Source organism: Heyndrickxia sp. MSNUG, assembly GCF_049532715.1.
Lineage (GTDB): Bacteria > Bacillota > Bacilli > Bacillales > Cytobacillaceae > Mesobacillus.
Window position 1 is genome coordinate 4430636 of record NZ_CP150978.1, and the last position, 17618, is coordinate 4448253.

At 41.3% G+C, this 17618-nt stretch carries 19 protein-coding genes; 3 read left to right on the forward strand and 16 right to left on the reverse strand.

The window, feature by feature from the left end:
- Positions 1-87: 87 nt before the first annotated feature.
- From AABM38_RS22215 to AABM38_RS22240, 6 genes are all read right to left on the reverse strand, one after another.
- Positions 88-831: a DeoR/GlpR family DNA-binding transcription regulator gene (locus AABM38_RS22215; RefSeq protein WP_423408329.1), complete on the reverse strand. Its 744-nt coding sequence runs from the start codon at positions 829-831 to the stop codon at positions 88-90.
- A gap of 17 nt (positions 832-848) precedes the next feature.
- Positions 849-1769, reverse strand: a complete 921-nt coding sequence (locus tag AABM38_RS22220; RefSeq protein WP_423408330.1) for a ribokinase — start codon at positions 1767-1769, stop codon at positions 849-851.
- Between the two features lie 16 nt (positions 1770-1785).
- A complete protein-coding gene (locus AABM38_RS22225) occupies positions 1786-2757 on the reverse strand; it encodes an ABC transporter permease (RefSeq protein WP_423408331.1) in 972 nt (323 codons plus the stop codon).
- Positions 2754-4259, reverse strand: coding sequence for a sugar ABC transporter ATP-binding protein (locus tag AABM38_RS22230; RefSeq protein WP_423408332.1), 1506 nt, complete (start codon positions 4257-4259; stop codon positions 2754-2756). The genes AABM38_RS22225 and AABM38_RS22230 overlap by 4 nt, the downstream gene beginning before the upstream one ends.
- 76 nt (positions 4260-4335) lie before the next feature.
- Positions 4336-5418, reverse strand: a complete 1083-nt coding sequence (locus AABM38_RS22235) for a substrate-binding domain-containing protein (protein WP_423408333.1) — start codon at positions 5416-5418, stop codon at positions 4336-4338.
- Between the two features lie 75 nt (positions 5419-5493).
- Complete coding sequence (locus AABM38_RS22240) at positions 5494-6423, reverse strand: sugar phosphate isomerase/epimerase family protein (protein WP_423408334.1); 930 nt, start codon at positions 6421-6423, stop codon at positions 5494-5496.
- Positions 6424-6679: 256 nt separating this feature from the next.
- On the opposite strand from AABM38_RS22240, the gene AABM38_RS22245 reads away from it, so the two are divergent.
- Positions 6680-6895 (forward strand): DUF1659 domain-containing protein, encoded by a 216-nt coding sequence (locus AABM38_RS22245; protein WP_423408335.1) that lies wholly within the window; start codon positions 6680-6682, stop codon positions 6893-6895.
- A 36-nt stretch (positions 6896-6931) separates the two neighbouring features.
- Positions 6932-7150 carry a DUF2922 domain-containing protein gene (locus tag AABM38_RS22250; RefSeq protein ID WP_423408336.1) on the forward strand — a complete coding sequence of 73 codons (219 nt, stop codon included), beginning with the start codon at positions 6932-6934 and terminating at the stop codon, positions 7148-7150.
- Positions 7151-7293: 143 nt separating this feature from the next.
- Here AABM38_RS22250 and AABM38_RS22255 read toward each other — a convergent pair whose 3' ends face one another.
- Positions 7294-7497 (reverse strand): hypothetical protein, encoded by a 204-nt coding sequence (locus AABM38_RS22255; RefSeq protein WP_335376647.1) that lies wholly within the window; start codon positions 7495-7497, stop codon positions 7294-7296.
- Between the two features lie 283 nt (positions 7498-7780).
- Between AABM38_RS22255 and AABM38_RS22260 the strand changes: the two genes are divergently transcribed.
- On the forward strand, positions 7781-8653 hold the full coding sequence (locus AABM38_RS22260; RefSeq protein WP_423408337.1) for a hypothetical protein: 873 nt from the start codon (positions 7781-7783) through the stop codon (positions 8651-8653).
- 129 nt (positions 8654-8782) lie between these two features.
- Here the strand turns inward: AABM38_RS22260 and AABM38_RS22265 are convergent, their stop codons facing one another.
- The 9 genes from AABM38_RS22265 to AABM38_RS22305 are packed head-to-tail and all read right to left on the reverse strand — an operon-like array spanning position 8783 to position 17610.
- Positions 8783-10129: a hypothetical protein gene (locus AABM38_RS22265; RefSeq protein WP_423408338.1), complete on the reverse strand. Its 1347-nt coding sequence runs from the start codon at positions 10127-10129 to the stop codon at positions 8783-8785.
- A 53-nt stretch (positions 10130-10182) separates the two neighbouring features.
- The gene (locus AABM38_RS22270; RefSeq protein WP_423408339.1) at positions 10183-11265 is read right to left on the reverse strand and encodes a tartrate dehydrogenase; all 1083 of its coding nucleotides are present in this window, start codon (positions 11263-11265) and stop codon (positions 10183-10185) included.
- A 12-nt stretch (positions 11266-11277) separates the two neighbouring features.
- The gene (locus AABM38_RS22275; RefSeq protein ID WP_423408340.1) at positions 11278-12039 is read right to left on the reverse strand and encodes an SDR family oxidoreductase; all 762 of its coding nucleotides are present in this window, start codon (positions 12037-12039) and stop codon (positions 11278-11280) included.
- 17 nt (positions 12040-12056) lie between these two features.
- Positions 12057-13013 carry an NAD(P)H-dependent flavin oxidoreductase gene (locus AABM38_RS22280; RefSeq protein ID WP_423408341.1) on the reverse strand — a complete coding sequence of 319 codons (957 nt, stop codon included), beginning with the start codon at positions 13011-13013 and terminating at the stop codon, positions 12057-12059.
- A complete protein-coding gene (locus AABM38_RS22285; RefSeq protein WP_423408342.1) occupies positions 13010-13423 on the reverse strand; it encodes a PaaI family thioesterase in 414 nt (137 codons plus the stop codon). The genes AABM38_RS22280 and AABM38_RS22285 overlap by 4 nt, the downstream gene beginning before the upstream one ends.
- Complete coding sequence (locus tag AABM38_RS22290) at positions 13420-14430, reverse strand: NAD(P)-dependent oxidoreductase (RefSeq protein ID WP_423408343.1); 1011 nt, start codon at positions 14428-14430, stop codon at positions 13420-13422. Before AABM38_RS22290 ends, AABM38_RS22285 begins: the two co-directional genes overlap by 4 nt.
- Before the next feature lie 29 nt (positions 14431-14459).
- Positions 14460-15650: a thiolase family protein gene (locus AABM38_RS22295; RefSeq protein WP_423408344.1), complete on the reverse strand. Its 1191-nt coding sequence runs from the start codon at positions 15648-15650 to the stop codon at positions 14460-14462.
- Between the two features lie 3 nt (positions 15651-15653).
- Positions 15654-16814 carry an acyl-CoA dehydrogenase family protein gene (locus AABM38_RS22300; protein WP_423408345.1) on the reverse strand — a complete coding sequence of 387 codons (1161 nt, stop codon included), beginning with the start codon at positions 16812-16814 and terminating at the stop codon, positions 15654-15656.
- Between the two features lie 16 nt (positions 16815-16830).
- Complete coding sequence (locus AABM38_RS22305; protein ID WP_423408346.1) at positions 16831-17610, reverse strand: enoyl-CoA hydratase/isomerase family protein; 780 nt, start codon at positions 17608-17610, stop codon at positions 16831-16833.
- Positions 17611-17618: the final 8 nt, after the last annotated feature.

Below are 17618 nucleotides of genomic sequence, written 5' to 3' on the forward strand. Positions count from 1 at the left end.
TCAAACTGTCCAAAAAAAGAGAGTGAATCAAGTTTCCTTGTTTCACTCTCTTTTCTTTAACAGTTAAAATCTAACATATATTCCTCTTTAGTCCGCAATAAAATGCTCTATTACGCCTTCAAGTGAAGGGATAGGCTTATTTGTAATAAGTGTACAGTCCTTAAGTTCAAAAGCTTTACATAGTGTACTTTTATTAAATTTCGAACTATCTGCCAATACATAGCATTGTCTCGAGTTTGTATTGGCGATTGTCTTTTTGCTAGCTTCACGGAAATCTGGGGTATTGATGCCCACTTCAAGTCCAAACCCGCTAGTACCCAAAAAGGCCCTGTCAAAGTTCATGCTTTTCAAAGCTGCATCTGTCAAAGGTCCTGAAATGGAATCCAAGCTCTTATTCACTTCCCCTCCGACGATTATGCAGCTTTCAATGCCGTTTCCGTTGATTTCATTTAAAACCTGAATATTTGAGGTTACTACCCTTATGCCTTTTGCTTTTATGTATTTAACCATGGCAGAACAAGTGGTACCTGAGTCAATATAGATGACTTCTTCGTCCTCTATAAGCGACGCAGCATATTTAGCGATTTTCTCTTTATCTTCTTTATATAGAAGCTTCTTGGTACCGACTGGTATTTCATATGCATCCAGCTTTAACTTTACCGCTCCACCCCTGAGGAGGACGATATAGTTTTCATCCTCCAAGGTTTTCAAATCCCGGCGGATCGTAGATTCAGAAACTCCATCAAAGATCTTTAAAAAATCTTCAATATACATAATTTGTTTGTTTTCAAGCTCATCCATGATTTTTTCGCGTCTAACATATGGAATCATATCTAAAACCTCTATAACTATTTATTTAAATTTCCCACTACATCACTCAAAGTTGGCATCGCTTCTTGAGCACCAATGTTCATAACCGTCCTGGAGCTCACCAATGCTGAAAACTTCCCCATGTCCTCATGAGACGTACCATTTATAATTGAATATGCCAGAGCACCAACGTAGGAATCGCCAGCCCCAGTAGTTTCTACTACATCCACCTTTTCAGGCTTAATCCTGTACATCTTAGTTCCATCATATAAAATACTGCCTTTTTCTCCAAGCGTAATGACCAATAAATCTTTCGCGTATTGTGACAACTCTGCACATACAGATTCGGCATCTTCGATTGAAGCAACATTTGTTCCAGCATAAAAGCTAGCTTCTGTTTCATTAACTACTAAACAATCAACCAGTTTTAAATGCTCCTCATCCAGTTCAATTGCCGGCGCAGCATTCAATATCACATAACAATCATGCTCTTTTGCCATTTTAATTGTATATTCAACAACCTCTTTTGGCACTTCCAATTGCAAAATAACAATTTTACTTTTTTTAATGGTTTCTTCAGCCTGATCGACATCCTCACTCGTAAGGCTATGATTGGCACCTTTGGATATCGTCGCGATAACGCTTCCATCTTCCAGAGCATTAACGACTCCAAGGCCAGTGTTCAAACCTTCTGCTGAAGATACATAATCGAGATTCACTCCATAGCTGCCAAGACTGGTTAGCATTTCATTGCCGAATGCATCATTGCCGACCTTGCCGACCATATGCGTCTCCAACCCTAATTTAGCACACTGTACCGCCTGATTGGCACCCTTTCCTCCGCCACAAAAGGAAACATGATCCGCAGAGTAAGTTTCCCCAAGGCGAGGAAGTCTCTTTTGTTTAAAAATGATATCGTAGTTTATGCTTCCTACAACGACAACAGCGTCATTTTTCATAATCAGCTACCATCCCCTATGCTGCTTTCTTTTTGGCAAACTTAATATTTTTGACTTTATCCTGGATTACTTCAAAGTAAGCTGCTATCACTATTATCGCACCTGTTGCAATATATTGCCAAAAAGTATCTACACCGACAACGACTAAACCAACCTTTAAGGTAGATAAAAGTATAGCACCAAGTAAGGTTCCAATCATCGTTCCTCTTCCACCAGCAAGGCTAGCACCGCCAATCGCTGCAGCAGCAATGGCATTCAATTCATAAGTTTGGCCAGCGGCAGGCTCCCCAGAACCAAGACGAGCCAATAACACCATTCCTGCAAGGGCTGCACCAGTTCCTGAAATCGCGTAAGCAAGCATTTTACTTCTATTAACATTGACACCAGATAAAATCGTCGCTTCTTCATTTCCGCCAATTGCATATATATATGTTCCAAGTTTAGTATATTTAAGGATAACATGACCCACTACAGCAAACGCCAGCAAAACAAAGATTGATACCGGAATGCTGCCCAAAAATTTCGAGTTGAAAATATCACGGAAGTTAGAAGGGATATCTAATACTGGCCAGCCTCCCGTTATGATGTATGCGACCCCTCTGTAAGCACTCATTGTACCAAGCGTAGCAATAAATGGCTGAAGTTTTAGCTTGGAGATCAAAAAACCATTGAACATGCCTAATAAAAAGCCAAGGCCGATCCCGCAAATGATCGCTAAAACAGGATTCATTCCTCTTACAAGCAAATCGCCAACGACGACAATCACTATGGCAAAAATAGAGCCAACAGACAGATCGATTCCACCCGTAAGGATTGCATACGTAATCCCAAGAGCAAGAAGGCCGTTGATAACACTTTGATCCATTATGTCGAGCAAGTTGCCAGTACTTAAGTAAACTGGCTGTATGATTGAAAAAACAATAACCATGATAAAGATCGCTGCTACTAAGCTGAGTTCACGATTTAAACTTGCTGATTTTAGCTTCATTGTTTTACCCCCATTGCATACTGAAGAATATCCTCTTCCGTAAGGTTTTCATTTATATATTCTTTCACTTTCCTGCCTTCGCGCATGACAATGATCCGGTCGCTTAGCCCAAGCACTTCAGGAAGTTCTGAGGAAACTACAATAATTGACTTGCCTAGTTCAAGCAATTCCTCAAGTACACGGTAAATCTCTGCTTTTGCCCCTACATCGACCCCCTTGGTTGGTTCATCCAGAATCAAAATGTCAGCATCGGATGATAACCATTTAGCGATGACAACTTTCTGCTGATTCCCACCGCTCAGGTTTACCGTCATATAATGAGGTTCTCTTGGCCGAAAATTGATTTCTTCAGCATATTGGATGCAGTTATCCGTTTTCTTTTTATGATTTAACAGGCCAAAACTCGTGAACTTTTCCATCTTTGTAAGGCCTACATTATTCGCATTATCAAAGTACTTAATGAAACCTTCTGTTTTTCGATTTTCCGGAATCAGCCCAATACCCAACTTGACTCCTTGTTCAGGTGAATTAATTTCTACCTGCTTGCCATTGATTTTGATTTTTCCTGCAGATTTTCGATTTGCTCCGAATATGGTTCTCACCACATCTGTTCTCTTGGCTCCAACTAAGCCAGCAAATCCAAGGATCTCTCCTTTTCTAAGATGGAAATTAATATCTTCAAAAACACCATTTACAGTTAAATTCTCTACTTCCAATACTTTTTCATCAGAAATCTGAAGCTTTTTATTCCGAACAGCATACGCAGAAACATCACGGCCAACCATTTTCTTAATTAATTCTTCTCTGGTTATATCTTTTATATTGAATGTGTCTATGTGCTTGCCGTCTCTTAACACAGTCGCACGATCGCAAATTTCAAAAACCTCATCGAGACGGTGACTGACATACAAAATCGTGATTCCGTTCTTCTTTAACTCCTTAATAATCGAAAAGAGTGAGCTAACTTCCTGGTTTGTCAGTGAAGCAGATGGCTCATCAAATGAGATCACCTGGGCATCATGGTATAACCCCTTTGCGATTGCAATCATTTGCATTTCTCCTGTGCTTAGCGTTCCAGCAATATCCTCACTCCTGAAATTGCATTTCATCTTTTTGAGGATTTCATTTGCTTCCTTATGAAGCGTTTTATAATCTATGAATATACCTTTTCGAGGCTCATTGCCAAGGGCAATGTTCTGTCCCACTGTAAGCTCGGGTATTAAACTGACTTCCTGGTGAACTTTTGAAATCCCATCTTTAATTGCTTCATTTGCATTTTTATAAGAAACAGCAGTTCCTCGGATTTCTACAGTACCTTCATATTGAGAATTGACCCCATGAAGGATATTTAAAAGCGTTGATTTTCCAGCTCCATTTTCACCTAACAGAGCATGAACCTCCCCTTTATCAATATTAAAGCTCACATTATCCAAAGCTTTAACACCGGGGAAAATCTTTGAAATGTTATGAAATTGAATGATGCTTTCCTTTTGATTTCCCATGATCGATTCCCCTTTTTAAAAACTATAGTCGAATCAATAGATCCGACTATAGTTTTAAGCAATTAATGATATTGATTTAGTTCCCTACTTCTGGATCTGACCATTTGATGATTTCTTCAGCCGGAACGTCAACATTTGTGCTGTCAATCAAGGCCTGAGGTGTCCAGATAACTCTCGGTAATTTCTGTCCGCCAAGTTGACGGAGAGCCATTTCCACTGCAATCTGTCCCTTATATAATGGGAAAGAGTCGATTGTAGCATCCATTTCACCTTTTCTGATAGAATCATAGGCTTCACCGATTCCATCAACTCCAACAACCAAAATATCTTTTCCAGATTCATTTACAGCCTCTTGCGCCCCTAAAGCCATCGTGTCATTATTTGCAAAAATTGCTTTTAAATCAGAGTGTTTCTTAATCCATGTTGCTGCAATATCTTTTGCTTTAGAACGATCCCAGTCAGCGTTCTGCTTTTCTGCGATTTCAATGTCAGGAGCATTTTCTTTCATCCAAGTTTCAAAACCTAATGTACGCTGTCTTGCAGCAAAAGCCTTTGGCATCCCTACAATAATAGCGACCTTTCCTTTACCATCAATCTTTTCAGAAACCCACTCGGCAAGCAATTCACCATTTTGATCTGCCTTTGGACCAACGAAGTTTGGTGCTTCTTTAATGATTCCATCATTCACGTTTATTACAGGAATATCTGCATCTAAAGCGCTTTCAACACCTGGAACAAGATTGCTGTCCGAAATAGGGGAAAGTAATAAAGCAGTGTATTTTTTGTTAATCATATCTTTTACAATCGATAATTGACCTTCTTCATCTGATTCCCCTTGTGGAGACTTCATATCGACTGACAAATTAAAGCCTTTATCGCTGAATTTCTGGGCACCTTTCTCCATACCTTCCTTAAGAGTTCTCCAGTATTCATTTTCAAAAGCTTTTGCAACTCCACCAAGCTTAATTTCATCCTGAACCATCGGAATAGCTCCAAGGCTATCCCTTACTTCTTCATAAGTCTTACCGTCTGCATTATCAGGGTTGAAAGATTGATCCTTGCTGCCACCACTTCCGCCTGTGCTGCTGCTGCATGCAGTCATTAGCAAAGAAAATGCCAAAGTACTTGTTACCAACAATTTTTTACTATTTTTCTTCATAACCAATCCTCCCATTTTCATCTTAAATATGTTTATAGATTGAAAAACTTCCTACTGGATATAGCAGACTCCTTCTTACCTCAAGCACTGGTAAAATAGTTCATTGACGGCAATGGCATCATTTTTACCTATTGTCTCCTGAATAGAATCAAGACCAATACTATCGACTAATTCACTAATTTTTTGGATGACCTTTACATTCTGGCGGATTTCAGCGATTGGTTCTTCCCTTATTGGGAACGTATCGAAATAGATGACACCCTGATAATCATACTTTTTCAGGTAGTAGATGAATTCCAATGTTTGCATGAAAGACACTGTTCCAACCATAAGGCCATCATCATGTGTTCCATAGCCATCATTAATGTGGACACCAAACAGTTTTCCTCGATCTGCCGCAAGGCTCAAACCATAAGCCGGGTTTTCCCGCTTCATCAACATATGACAATAGTCCACCGTCACCCCAACATTTTCTCGATTCACTTCGTTTACCATTAAGAGCGTGGTACCAATGCTGTCAATCAACGCGTAAGACCTTTCCTGATACGGCTTGTATTCAATGCTTATTTGCAGGTCTTGTGCATAGTCAGAAAGCGAAGCAACGTATTCCCTCACCTGATTCCATGCCTTCTGATAATCACTTTGAAAAGGATAATCGAACCCATCAAAACCTAACCACAGAGTGATGACCTTTCCACCAAGTTCACGGCAGGCATCCGCCGCTTCCTTGCATAGTTGATAAGCCTCTTCAGAAATTGACTGGTTGCTGTTCCCTAATTCACCGTTTATGAAATCCTTTCTGAACCTTAACGCCAAACCATTCACTTCTAAATTTGCAAGTTTCAAAGTTTCCTGAACTTCACTTACAGAGTACTGAGAAAAATGCTCTGGATAATTGAGATCCACATGAGTAATGCCTGAAATTTCAGATATTTTTTTCAATGCTTCTTTTATATCACCGTTAACTGTTGGCAAGATTGAATTAATCCTAGTTGCGAGTTTCATTGACAGCCTCCCTATGTAATTTTGACTTCGTAAATAGAATTTAACATCTTGGGAAACCGTTTTCAATACATTTTTTCATTTTATTTCATTTTTTTTTATTATTTTTCATATTTTTTCATTAAAGTTCATGAAAACATGGGGACGGTTCTCTTGTTCCACTTTGGAACGCGAGAACCGTCCCCATGTTTTTTCTTTCCCACCCTGTCCTTTTCACTCTCCCGATTGTATATAGAGTGTGAAAGGTGGTGAGGGAAAAATGGCAATGGCGATGCTGAAGGATTCATCAATCAGACTTGAGTTCGAAACTGGCATGAATGAGAAGGGCGAGCCGATCTACAAGGGCAAAACTTACTCAAATATCCGCAAAGAAGCAACTGCAGATCAGGTAGACCAGGCTGCTAACGCGCTAGGCGGTCTTAGCGCAAACTTGCTTAACTCTGTTGAGCGTAACGACAGCTTTGAAATCATCTAATCTGGCTTTCAACTAATCTAATAGGAGGTGTAAAACATGGCAAAAACACTTGAATTGCAATTTGTCACCGACCTTGGTAAAACAACCAAGCTGACGGTAGATAACCCAAAGGAGCCAATTGATCCAGCAGCAGTCAAGCTGGCAATGGAGCAAATCATCGCTTCAAACGCGTTCCAGAGCAATAACGGTACCCTTGTCAGCGTCGGCAGCGCCCGCGTTGTTGAGCGTAATGTAACTGAATATGAGTTAGTTTAATAAAAGAAATGAAGCCGGCCACCCTCTTGGGTGACCGGCTTTTGGTACATGGGGACGGTTCTCATGTTACAAAAACACGATACCGAATCAACCTCTGCAAACTGTTTATGCAGATTAGCTTCCTCGTTGTTTGGACCTGAAACTTACTTACCCTTTGATTCACTCTTCCCAACTTCAACCCCTATCGTGAAAATCTCAATAGAAAAGTCGCCTATCAACTCTTCGAAATATTCCATCGGGATATGGACCACCCCAAACTGGTTCAGCCAATCCACTTGCTTCTTAATCTCCAATAACACCTTTGTCGTCTTTACTCCCGCTAAAATAATACCTTCACGCTTGTTCATCTTCTTCATCCTTTCAACATTTAATAGGTGAGGAAATCATCCTCGGCCGTATAAACGTTTAGGGCCACTAAAAGGAGCAGCAAAAAGTTGATTTAGAATAAAAAATATTTTCAGCTCTGGTACTTAGAGAAAGTTCTTGTATCTCTGCCCCAAAATTTAAAACGTGAGAACCGTCCCCATATTCACAGTAATCTTTCACAAATCAGACACAACTATCTCCCTACCATCATGTCCTTTTTGTCTTCCTTTCCTTATATAGACTGTGAAAGGGTGGTGCAAAAAAATGACGATTAAATCGGGTGTCATTGAGGGCTTTGAAGGGTATTCGCAGTTTGCTGCGCTGGGGGAATTCAATAATCATCTTGAAATGTGGATGGTGGAGCATAAGAAGGATTTTACGAAGGGTGAGTTACTCGGCTTGAAACGCCTGGCTCGTTTTGCGGCTAAGATTCCGGGAGTAGCCAATGCGAAAATTGGAACCGTGCTAAAAGCGATTTATGAGGAATATGGGGAGATGGGGATGATTTCCCGTTCGACTTTTAAAAGAATGATCATCAAAGCTGGCAAACTTGGCATTTTTACAGTCTACGAAACGGAGCGTAAGAATGGCTCACAATCGAGCAACCTTTATGTATTCAATCGCTTTCCACTTAACGAACTACCGAATGAGGAAATATTGAACTACCATAATAAAACTATCATTCTTTCTAAAACTAACATTAAAAAGAATAATAAACGTGAAGATAGCCCTGTGAATGAAATACCAACAGATTCAGCTGAAAGAGAACTAGCAATTCAGCCAGCATCACTTACCGAAAAAGCACCTGAAGACCATCTTTTTGTTAGTGATCGAATCCCGAAGCAATTCACGGATTTAGTAAAATACTTCTTCCCGACAGCAATGGCAATCGAGGAATTCTGGAGAATGACGATGATCTCTGCATATCGCTATAACTGCGAAAACGAAGCTGAAACTCTATTAACAGTTTCGCTCAATTCATTCAAGCAGCTCGTTCGTAAGCTGAAGTCGACTGCAACAGTGAAAAAACCAATCGCTTACTATACCGGCATCTTGAACAAAAAGTTCCAGGAGCTATACTTTGGGGAGCTATTTGAGATGGGATTTGTGATTCATGGGGACGGTTCTCATGTTTAATTTGATCTAGGTATGAAACGCGAGTAGACACGGAGACGGTTCTTCCGTTTCATAAATTAATCCTAGATATTTTACAAAAAAGGAAACAAAAGAACCATCCTATGTTTTCCTATATAGAATTGGTGGCTCTTAAATCCAGCTCAATATATAAATATATACAAAAGCCATGATGGTTACGGATAGAAAATAGGTTCCATTCCATTTAAAAGCAACTGTCACGCCATTTTTTTGGACACATTGGCTAATGATGATATTCATTGCGTTAAGAGGGGAAATGGCGGAAGATAGCATCCAGGTGAAAATACACATGAAGGCTACGCTGACAACAGCAACATTTGGCATCTGGGCAAAATTCAAAGAGGTGAGGATCAGTGGAATAACAATTATTTGGTGTACCCCCAAAAAGGCCATAAGGGTCACAAACAGGATGATAAACACAAACAAAACACCTATAGATTGTGTTGCTGACCATTGCATGGATTGTTCCAAGAGCTGTTTTACAGGAGTATGCGAAATTGAATTACCGAATAATCCCGCACTCAAAAAAAGACAAATCTCCATTTTCTGAGATAAAATCTTGCTTTTATATAGGGAGAGTTCTTCCTGTATTAACTTCCTTTTTTTCCGTACGATGACCCATCCTGCTGGCACAATAATACAAACAATGCTTACTAATAACAGCATTGATTTTTGAAAGGCCTGCTCCATTACGATTAGAAGCAACACAAGTCCAAGCACGAATCCAATTAGAGCATATATATCCCTTTTACGACCAATATTCTGTACTGAAACCTCCATTTCCCCCTCCATTGCAGCTTCCTCTTTCAAAACTGATTCCGGGCGGAATAGAAAGATCCCCAATGCCATTTGCATAAGGGCGAAAAAAGCGCCTACAGCAACATAGGATAAGTAAGTGATGTCTAAATAAAAAAGAACAATTCCTACGGACGCAAAGAATGGCGACCACATTACCGCTGGGGTAAACCCTACATAATAGGATCTTGACAAATATTTTGAAGGGAATTGTATGCTTTCCACAAATCCATGTACAATCCTTAAGGCACCCATATTTAAGATAGGTGCCAATGTTAACATAAAAGAGCTTATGCCATAGAATGTATTTCTGGGATTGCTTTTCACCGTATTTAAATAGACAACTACTGTATCAATAACTCCTTCTCTTCTTAGAGGAACAGATAAAAGCGGCGCTAAAATGAGGATGGACAGCAGCGCAAGATTCTGAGTAATTCCCTCGATCAAATGAATACCAAGGTCTCCAACCATAAAGTGAATCATCATTCCGATACTAAACAAACTGAGAGTAAAAATTCTGCCCTTCAGCTCCAACAGTGGGAGCATGGCAAAAAATACAGCAACAGCCACAAGGTTAAAAATAACACTAAGATTTACGCTGGGGAAAAAAGCATCAAGAATATAAAACAGAACCATACTCATTACTAGAGAAAAACGTATCATTTTGCCCCTTCTCTCTGTCTTATTAACCTTTTTTAATACAATCCAAGATGCAGCTACTCAGTTATGCCACAAGGCGACTTACTTCTAAGCAATCTGATAAATTCTCTTCCGATTTGCTCGGTAGTAGCGCTACCGCCAAGGTCAGGAGTCAAAACTTCCTTGTTGGAGAGCAGTTCCTTCATAGTCTCCAGGATCGCACTCCCCCACTCCTCTTCCCCAAAGTAATCCATCATCTGGCTTACGGACCATATGGCCGCTAATGGGTTCGCCAGGCCTTTTCCAGCGATGTCGGGAGCAGAGCCGTGAATTGGTTCGAACATGGAAGGAAACTCACGCTCTGGGTTAATATTGGCTCCTGCTGCCAATCCAAGACCGCCTGTAATAGCAGCACCCAGGTCAGTCAGGATATCACCGAATAAATTGGAAGTAACGACAATCTCAAACCGTTCCGGCTGCAGGACAAAATAAAGACTCGCTGCATCTACGAGATAGGAGCTGGTTTTCACATCAGGATATTCCCTGCCTACTTCATCAAATACCTCATCCCAAAATACCATAGAATAATTAAGGGCATTCGCTTTGCTAATGCTTGTAAGTGTTTTTTTCTGTTTACGCGCTTCTTCAAAAGCATAACGAATGATACGTTCAGTACCCTTCCGAGAGAAAACGCCTGTTTGCAGAACCACTTCCTCCGGCTTTCCCTTAAAGAGCCAATCTCCTGCTCCGGCATATTCCCCTTCACTATTCTCCCTGATCACCAAAAAATCTATCTCTTTTTCATTTTTAAGAGGGGTTAATTCAGAGTTCAGTAGCTTAATAGGGCGAATGTTTACATACTGATCAAATTCTTTCCTGATTTTTAAAAGTAAATCCCATAATGAAATGTGGTCAGGAACGCCAGGGTATCCTACTGCTCCCAAATAGATTGCATCAAACTCTTTTAATTGTTCGATGCCGTCATCATCCATCATTTTTCCGTTATTTAAATAATATTCACAGCCCCACGGGAACTCAGTAAAAGAGAATGATAGACCAGGATCTAATTCCTCAATCATTTTTAAAACCTTCACACCTTCTGAAACGACTTCAGGTCCAATTCCATCCCCAGGGATGAGAGCAATTTTCCATTTTTTCATCTTGAATACCTCCTATGCCTTCGGTCCGCCGGCAACATATAAAACCTGTCCACTTATAAAGGAAGACGCAGGGCTTGCGAAGAAGCTGACAGCGTGTGCGATATCGTCTGGCTTCCCCGCCCTATGGACCGGAATTTGTTTTACTTTGGCTTCAATTAGTTGATCAAATGAAATTCCGAGCCGTTCAGCTACGGCTTTTGTCATATCTGTCATAATAAAACCTGGTGCAATCGAGTTAACCGTTACATTATATTTTCCAAGCTCGATGGCCAGTGTTTTTGTAAAACCCTGTATACCTGCTTTAGCAGCTGCATAATTAGCCTGCCCTCTGCTGCCTAAAGCTGAAACTGAGGATAGATTAATAATTCTTCCATACTGATTTTTAACCATTAAATTCTGGACATATTTACTGCATAGGAAAGTGCCTTTCAAATGGACATTCATTACGTTATCCCAATCGTCAAGACTCATCTTATATAAAAGGTTATCGCGAATAATTCCGGCATTATTAACCAGGATATCTGCCTTCCCATGCTTCCCTTCCACTCCGGCAAAAAGTCTTTTAACATCCTGTTCATTGGTGATATCGACAACCACTGCCTCAACAGAAAGGTGTATGCTGGCCAATTCATCGCAAGTTTCATATAATGCACTTTCATTAATATCCACTAAATATACATAAGCGCCTTCCGAGGCAAGCCTTTTGGATATTGCCTTTCCAATCCCCCTGCTTGCACCAGTGACAATGGCTACTTGATTTTCCAGGCTATACATAACCTCGCTCCTATCTATTAATAATTTTTGTACAATAGCTCAAGCTGCAGTTCGTATTCCTTCACGATATCTTGAATAATGTCTTTTGCACTTTCAATTTCATTGATCAGACCGATTGTCTGCCCCAATGAAATGACACCAGAGTTTTCATTACCGGTATTTATAAATTTCTGATACGATTCACCGCTAATATAGGGAAAAATGTCCTCTAGCGCAGCTCCTGCTTCTTCCTTTTTCAATAGCTCGATTGCACGTTCTGTTTTCATAACCCTCATTGTTTTTCCAATTGATTTCTTTACTAGAATAGTATCCGTTTCCTGTAAATCTTTTAATTTATCTTTAATCGATTTATGCAGGTTCACTTCCTTTGAAGCTAAAAACCTTGTACCCATCTGTACACCCTGGGCCCCTAAAGCAAAAGCAGCCAGAGCAGATTTCCCTGTTGAAAATCCTCCTGCTGCAATGACAGGTATTGAAAGCTCCGCAACGGCCTTCTGAATTAAAGTTAAGCTTGTTACATCGTCTCTGCCGGGATGGCCACCGCACTCATATCCGACCACAACAACTGCATCACATCCGATTGACTCAGCTTTTTTGGCAAACCTTACGGATGGAACCACATGAATCACTTTAATCCCATTTGCTTTTAAACTCTCCATATATTTTTCGGGATTGTTACCTGAGGTAAAGACAGCCGGAACTCGTGCTTCTATGGCACCTTCAACAAATTCATCCATCGGCTTGCGGATTCCAATCGCAATATTTACGCCAAAAGGCTTTGAGGTAAGCCTTCTCGCCTCCTCAATATCTTTCATCATCTCTTCCTTGGAAGAAAAACTGCCGGCTGTTATAAGTCCAAGTCCTCCTGCATTGGATACAGCTGAGACAAGAGGAGATGTTCCAAGCCCTTGCAGCCCCCCTTGAATTATAGGGTATTGGATGTTTAACATTTTTGATATTGCTGTATTCCTCATGATCCTTCACCTTTAGAAATCTTAAAAGTTCCTGTGCAATGGCCAAGAAGTTCACCGTCTTCATTCTTAAGCCTTCCTTCTATGAATACCGTATTCCGATTCTGATGGATAATCTCTGCCTCTGAATAAACCATCCCATCAAGAACCGACTTTAGATATTGGAGGTTTAAATGCAGTGTGGCTACCCCATTAAATCCTAATGGCCTGCCAGCCATGCCCATAGCTGTATCCAGCACGGACGCATAAATGCCCCCATGGACTGAGTTTCTTACATTAATGAATTCCTGCTGGATTGGAAGTGCCAATAAAACATATCCTTCTTTTAGTACTTTTAGTTGCAACCCAATAAAATTCCAAAATGGGCTACTTTCAAAATCTGCTCTTACTTTCTGCAATTTTTCTGCTGTCATGAAAAAGTCCCCTTTTCTGTTTCTGCAAGTTCATCTTGATTGGCAATAACAGAAAGCTTTTCCCCATTTATCACACGCAAAAGATTTTCTGCAATCAGGATGGAGGTTTGTCTTGCTGCCTCAAGACTGATTCCGCCAATATGCGGACTCATCGTTACTTGCTTAAGCCGAAAAAATGGATGATCAGCAGGAGGCGGTTCATCTGAAAACACGTCAATCCCTGCACCAAGAATTTGATTTTGACTCAATACTTCCGCTAAATGCAACTCATTGATAATACCGCCACGGGCAGTGTTAATGAGCACTGCCGTTTTTTTCATAAGCGACAGCAATTTATAGTTAACAAGCTTATCTGTTTCTTTGCTTAATGGTATATGTATGCTCACGGCGTCACTTTCAGAGAAGATTCTTTCCAAAGAAGTGGTTAACTCCACCCCTATACGGTCGGCTGCTTGCTGTTTTTCTTCATTGATTCTTCTGACATAAGCCAAAGCTCTCATTCCGAAACCATGGACTAAAATCCTGGCCGCTTTTTGTGCTATGCTGCCAAAGCCGACGAGGCCCAGTTGCTTACCTTTCAGTTCAGAAGTATAGGCTCCATCCCTTGACTGAAAGTTCCCGCTTCTTGTTTCCCTGTCAAAATAGGCGGTTTTTTTCATAACTGCTAAAAGAAGGCTCACCGCATGTTCTGCCGTTGCCGTACTATTAAGCTTTGGAGCATGCAAAATAGGAATCCCTTTTTTTGTGGCATAAACTACATCGATATTATCAAGTCCCACTCCGGCTCCTGAAATAGCTTTTACTTGATGGCATCTGTCCAAAATAGCAGGCGTGATCCTGGCTGGAGCCCTAAGGATTATTCCATCGACCTTATTATTCTGAAGGTAATCGCATACTTCCGTCTCTTTAAATTCAGTAAACATCTTCACTTCGGCATGTTTGTTCAGGATATCCTCCCCATCAGGATGATACATGGGGAGAATTTGAACAATATGAGGCTTCGTCATATCAACACTTCCTTTTTTGGCGAAATCAATTAGGCTTGAAGGTTTTCGATAATAGTCGATATTCCCTGGCCGCCGCCAATACAAAGCGTGACTAGTCCATACTTTTCGCCTCTGCGTTCCATCTCGTGAAGCAGTTTGGTCATCAGGATCGCTCCTGTAGCCCCAATTGGGTGACCTAAAGCAATGGCTCCGCCGTTTACATTCACTTTGTTGATATCCATTCCAGATTCACGGATTACTGAAAGGGCCTGAGCTGCAAATGCTTCATTGAGCTCAATCAGCCCAATATCATTCATGGACAGGCCGCATTGCTTTAAGGCTTTAAATGTAGAGGTCACAGGACCAATCCCCATAATTTCCGGAGAAACTCCGCTCACAGCCTGCGCTATGATTTTTGCTTTTGGCTTTAAACCATATTCATTTACTTTATCCTCATTCATCATCAATACTACTGAAGCTCCATCATTTCGGCCGCTTGCATTCCCCGCTGTCACAGTGCCGTTTTCCTTGAAAACAGCCTTCAGCTTTGAGAGTTTTTCGATTGTTGTGCTGCGCGGATGTTCATCCACGCTGAATAGTTGGGTTTCTCTTTTTTGCTTATATTCAACCGGGACGATCTCCTTCTCCAAACGGCCAGATTCAATTGCTGCATGTGCAAGCTCCTGGCTGCGCAGCGCAAATTCATCCTGTTCCGTTCTTGAAATATTATATTTTTCTGCAAGGTTTTCTGCAGTCAGACCCATTGTCAGATTTCCATATTTTTCGATTGGCTGGGAACAAGGCTGGCTTTCCGTATTAGGATCAAGGATTTGCGCATTCCCGACTTGAAAACCATAACGTGCATTTCGGATATAGTAAGGGGCTGTGCTCATACTTTCAGCGCCACCAGCTACTACCACATCAGAGTAACCAAGCCTGATTTGCATATCGGCATTATTAATGGCTTGAAGGCCGGATCCGCATTGGCGGTGTACCGTATACCCTGTTACCTCAATAGGCAGCTCCGCCCTTAATGCAGCAAGACGGGCAAGATTGGAGGTATCCGCACTTTGCTTAGCCTGGCCAAGAATAACTTCATCAACTTCCACTTCGGAATGGGAGCGATTCAAAACTTCCCGTATCACTTTCTCTGCAAGGTGGTCTACCGGCACATCTTTTATCGTGCCACCCATTCTTCCAATAGCTGTCCGAACAGATTCAACAATATATGGCTGATTCATGTCTTACACCCCCACATAGGAAGATTCGCGCTTAAGTTCATTTGCAATGATATTGCGCTGAATTTCAGACGTTCCTTCATAGATCTTTGTAATTCTCGCATCGCGGAAGTAACGTTCAATTGGATAGTCTCTCATATATCCAATTCCGCCATGAATCTGTACCGCTAAATCGGCCACCTTGTTATAGACTTCTGAAGCAAATAATTTCGCGATGGCAGCTTCCTTAACAACCCTCATTTTTTGATCGGTCATCCATGCAACGCGATAAGTCATAGATCTAAGAACCTCGATCTGCATGCTGATTTCAGCCAGCATATGCTGTACTGCCTGGACTTCAATAATCGGCTTTCCGAATTGCTCCCGTTCCTGGGTATATTGCAGGCAGTGCTCCAGGAGTTTCACACATGATCCCAGATTTCTTGCAGCCAAACCAGCGCGGCCATTTGCGAGGATTTTTAGAGCATTGATATATCCCTGCCCTTCAGCCCCAAGGACATTTTCTGCCGGAACCTCCATATTTTCAAAGAACAGCTCAGCAGAATGGGAGCCTCTTAAACCCATCTTTTGTTCTACGTTTCCAAGAACAAAGCCAGGAAAATCTTTTTCTACAATAAAGGAAGTAATACCTTTTGCTCCCTTAGCACGATCTGTTACAGCCATCACGGTAAAAACATGTCCGTCAACTGCATTTGTAATATAATGCTTGGAGCCATTCAGAATGTATTTATCACCTTTCCTTACGGCGGTGGTTTTCAATGCTGCTGCATTTGAGCCAGCGCTCGGCTCCGTTAAGGCAAAAGCCCCTATCCATTCTCCTGTCGCCATTTTCGGCAAATACTTTTGCTTTTGTTCTTCCGTTCCCAGCTCAACGATTCCGACAGATCCGATTCCAGTGTGTGCCCCGATCAATGTTGTATAGCCATTGTGCGTTTTTCCAAGCTCTTCATATATTGCACATTTTCCGACCATATCGAGCCCAAGGCCGCCGTACTCTTCTGGAATGCTTAAACCGAATAATCCCATTTCCTTTGACATCTCCACCAGCTTTTCAGGTATCATGTCCTTTTCTTCAATCTCCATTGCTAACGGTTCTGCTTCTTCTTTTACAAACCTGCGTACATTTTCTCTTAAAAACTGAATATCTTCTGAAAAACTAAAATCCATTTCTATCTCTCCTTTTTTATTGATTGCTAAATTCTGCTGGTCTCTTTTCCAAGAATGCTTGAGTTCCCTCTTTTTTATCGTCTGTTCCAAACGCAACAGCCTGTGCAAGCTTTTCAATCAGCATGGCAGTCTCAAGATCTGCGTCATAGCCTTTGTGTATCGCAAGCTTTGCCAGTTTGATCGCGACAGGTCCCTTTTTCATCACTTGAAAGGCAACCTCTTCTGCCTTTTTCTCCAATGCATCTTCCTCTGCAAGATAAGAAACAAGTCCGATTCTTTCTGCTTCTTCCCCATCAATAATTTTGCCGGTAAGGACCATATCTAGCGCTCTCCCTTTGCCGACAATCCTGGACAAACGCTGTGTTCCGCCCGCTCCAGGAATAATGCCAAGGTTTAATTCAGGTAAACCGAACTTTGCTTTTTTAGTGGCGATGCGAATATCACAGGCCATGGCAAGCTCACACCCTCCACCCAGCGCATAGCCCTTTACAGCGGCAATTGTTACTTTGTCTAATTGCTCAATTTTTCTATAGAGTCCCTGCATGCCTGGTACGAGAGCCTCTAGCATCTTTCTTTCATGCAGCTGCTTGATATCAGCTCCAGCTGCAAAGGACTTCTCTCCTGCTCCTTGAATGAGGATGACTTTCACCGCTTGATTGGCTTCAGCCCATTGAAAAGCATCGTCAAGCTCCTGAAGTGTTTCCTGATTTAAAGCATTTCGGTATTCAGGACGATTGATCGTCAGCCACATAGTCCCCTGTTCGATTTGAACAAGGAGATTTTCATATTGATCCACTTTCACGC

Bases quoted from the DNA above. Each gene is read 5' to 3' on its own strand.
- AABM38_RS22215 (WP_423408329.1), bottom strand. From the start codon at position 831: ATGATTCCATATGTTAGACGCGAAAAAATCATGGATGAGCTTGAAAAC.
- AABM38_RS22220 (WP_423408330.1), bottom strand. From the start codon at position 1,769: ATGAAAAATGACGCTGTTGTCGTTGTAGGAAGCATAAACTACGATATC.
- AABM38_RS22225 (WP_423408331.1), bottom strand. From the start codon at position 2,757: ATGAAGCTAAAATCAGCAAGTTTAAATCGTGAACTCAGCTTAGTAGCA.
- AABM38_RS22230 (WP_423408332.1), bottom strand. From the start codon at position 4,259: ATGGGAAATCAAAAGGAAAGCATCATTCAATTTCATAACATTTCAAAG.
- AABM38_RS22235 (WP_423408333.1), bottom strand. From the start codon at position 5,418: ATGAAGAAAAATAGTAAAAAATTGTTGGTAACAAGTACTTTGGCATTT.
- AABM38_RS22240 (WP_423408334.1), bottom strand. From the start codon at position 6,423: ATGAAACTCGCAACTAGGATTAATTCAATCTTGCCAACAGTTAACGGT.
- AABM38_RS22245 (WP_423408335.1), top strand. From the start codon at position 6,680: ATGGCAATGGCGATGCTGAAGGATTCATCAATCAGACTTGAGTTCGAA.
- AABM38_RS22250 (WP_423408336.1), top strand. From the start codon at position 6,932: ATGGCAAAAACACTTGAATTGCAATTTGTCACCGACCTTGGTAAAACA.
- AABM38_RS22255 (WP_335376647.1), bottom strand. From the start codon at position 7,497: ATGAACAAGCGTGAAGGTATTATTTTAGCGGGAGTAAAGACGACAAAG.
- AABM38_RS22260 (WP_423408337.1), top strand. From the start codon at position 7,781: ATGACGATTAAATCGGGTGTCATTGAGGGCTTTGAAGGGTATTCGCAG.
- AABM38_RS22265 (WP_423408338.1), bottom strand. From the start codon at position 10,129: ATGATACGTTTTTCTCTAGTAATGAGTATGGTTCTGTTTTATATTCTT.
- AABM38_RS22270 (WP_423408339.1), bottom strand. From the start codon at position 11,265: ATGAAAAAATGGAAAATTGCTCTCATCCCTGGGGATGGAATTGGACCT.
- AABM38_RS22275 (WP_423408340.1), bottom strand. From the start codon at position 12,039: ATGTATAGCCTGGAAAATCAAGTAGCCATTGTCACTGGTGCAAGCAGG.
- AABM38_RS22280 (WP_423408341.1), bottom strand. From the start codon at position 13,013: ATGAGGAATACAGCAATATCAAAAATGTTAAACATCCAATACCCTATA.
- AABM38_RS22285 (WP_423408342.1), bottom strand. From the start codon at position 13,423: ATGACAGCAGAAAAATTGCAGAAAGTAAGAGCAGATTTTGAAAGTAGC.
- AABM38_RS22290 (WP_423408343.1), bottom strand. From the start codon at position 14,430: ATGACGAAGCCTCATATTGTTCAAATTCTCCCCATGTATCATCCTGAT.
- AABM38_RS22295 (WP_423408344.1), bottom strand. From the start codon at position 15,650: ATGAATCAGCCATATATTGTTGAATCTGTTCGGACAGCTATTGGAAGA.
- AABM38_RS22300 (WP_423408345.1), bottom strand. From the start codon at position 16,814: ATGGATTTTAGTTTTTCAGAAGATATTCAGTTTTTAAGAGAAAATGTA.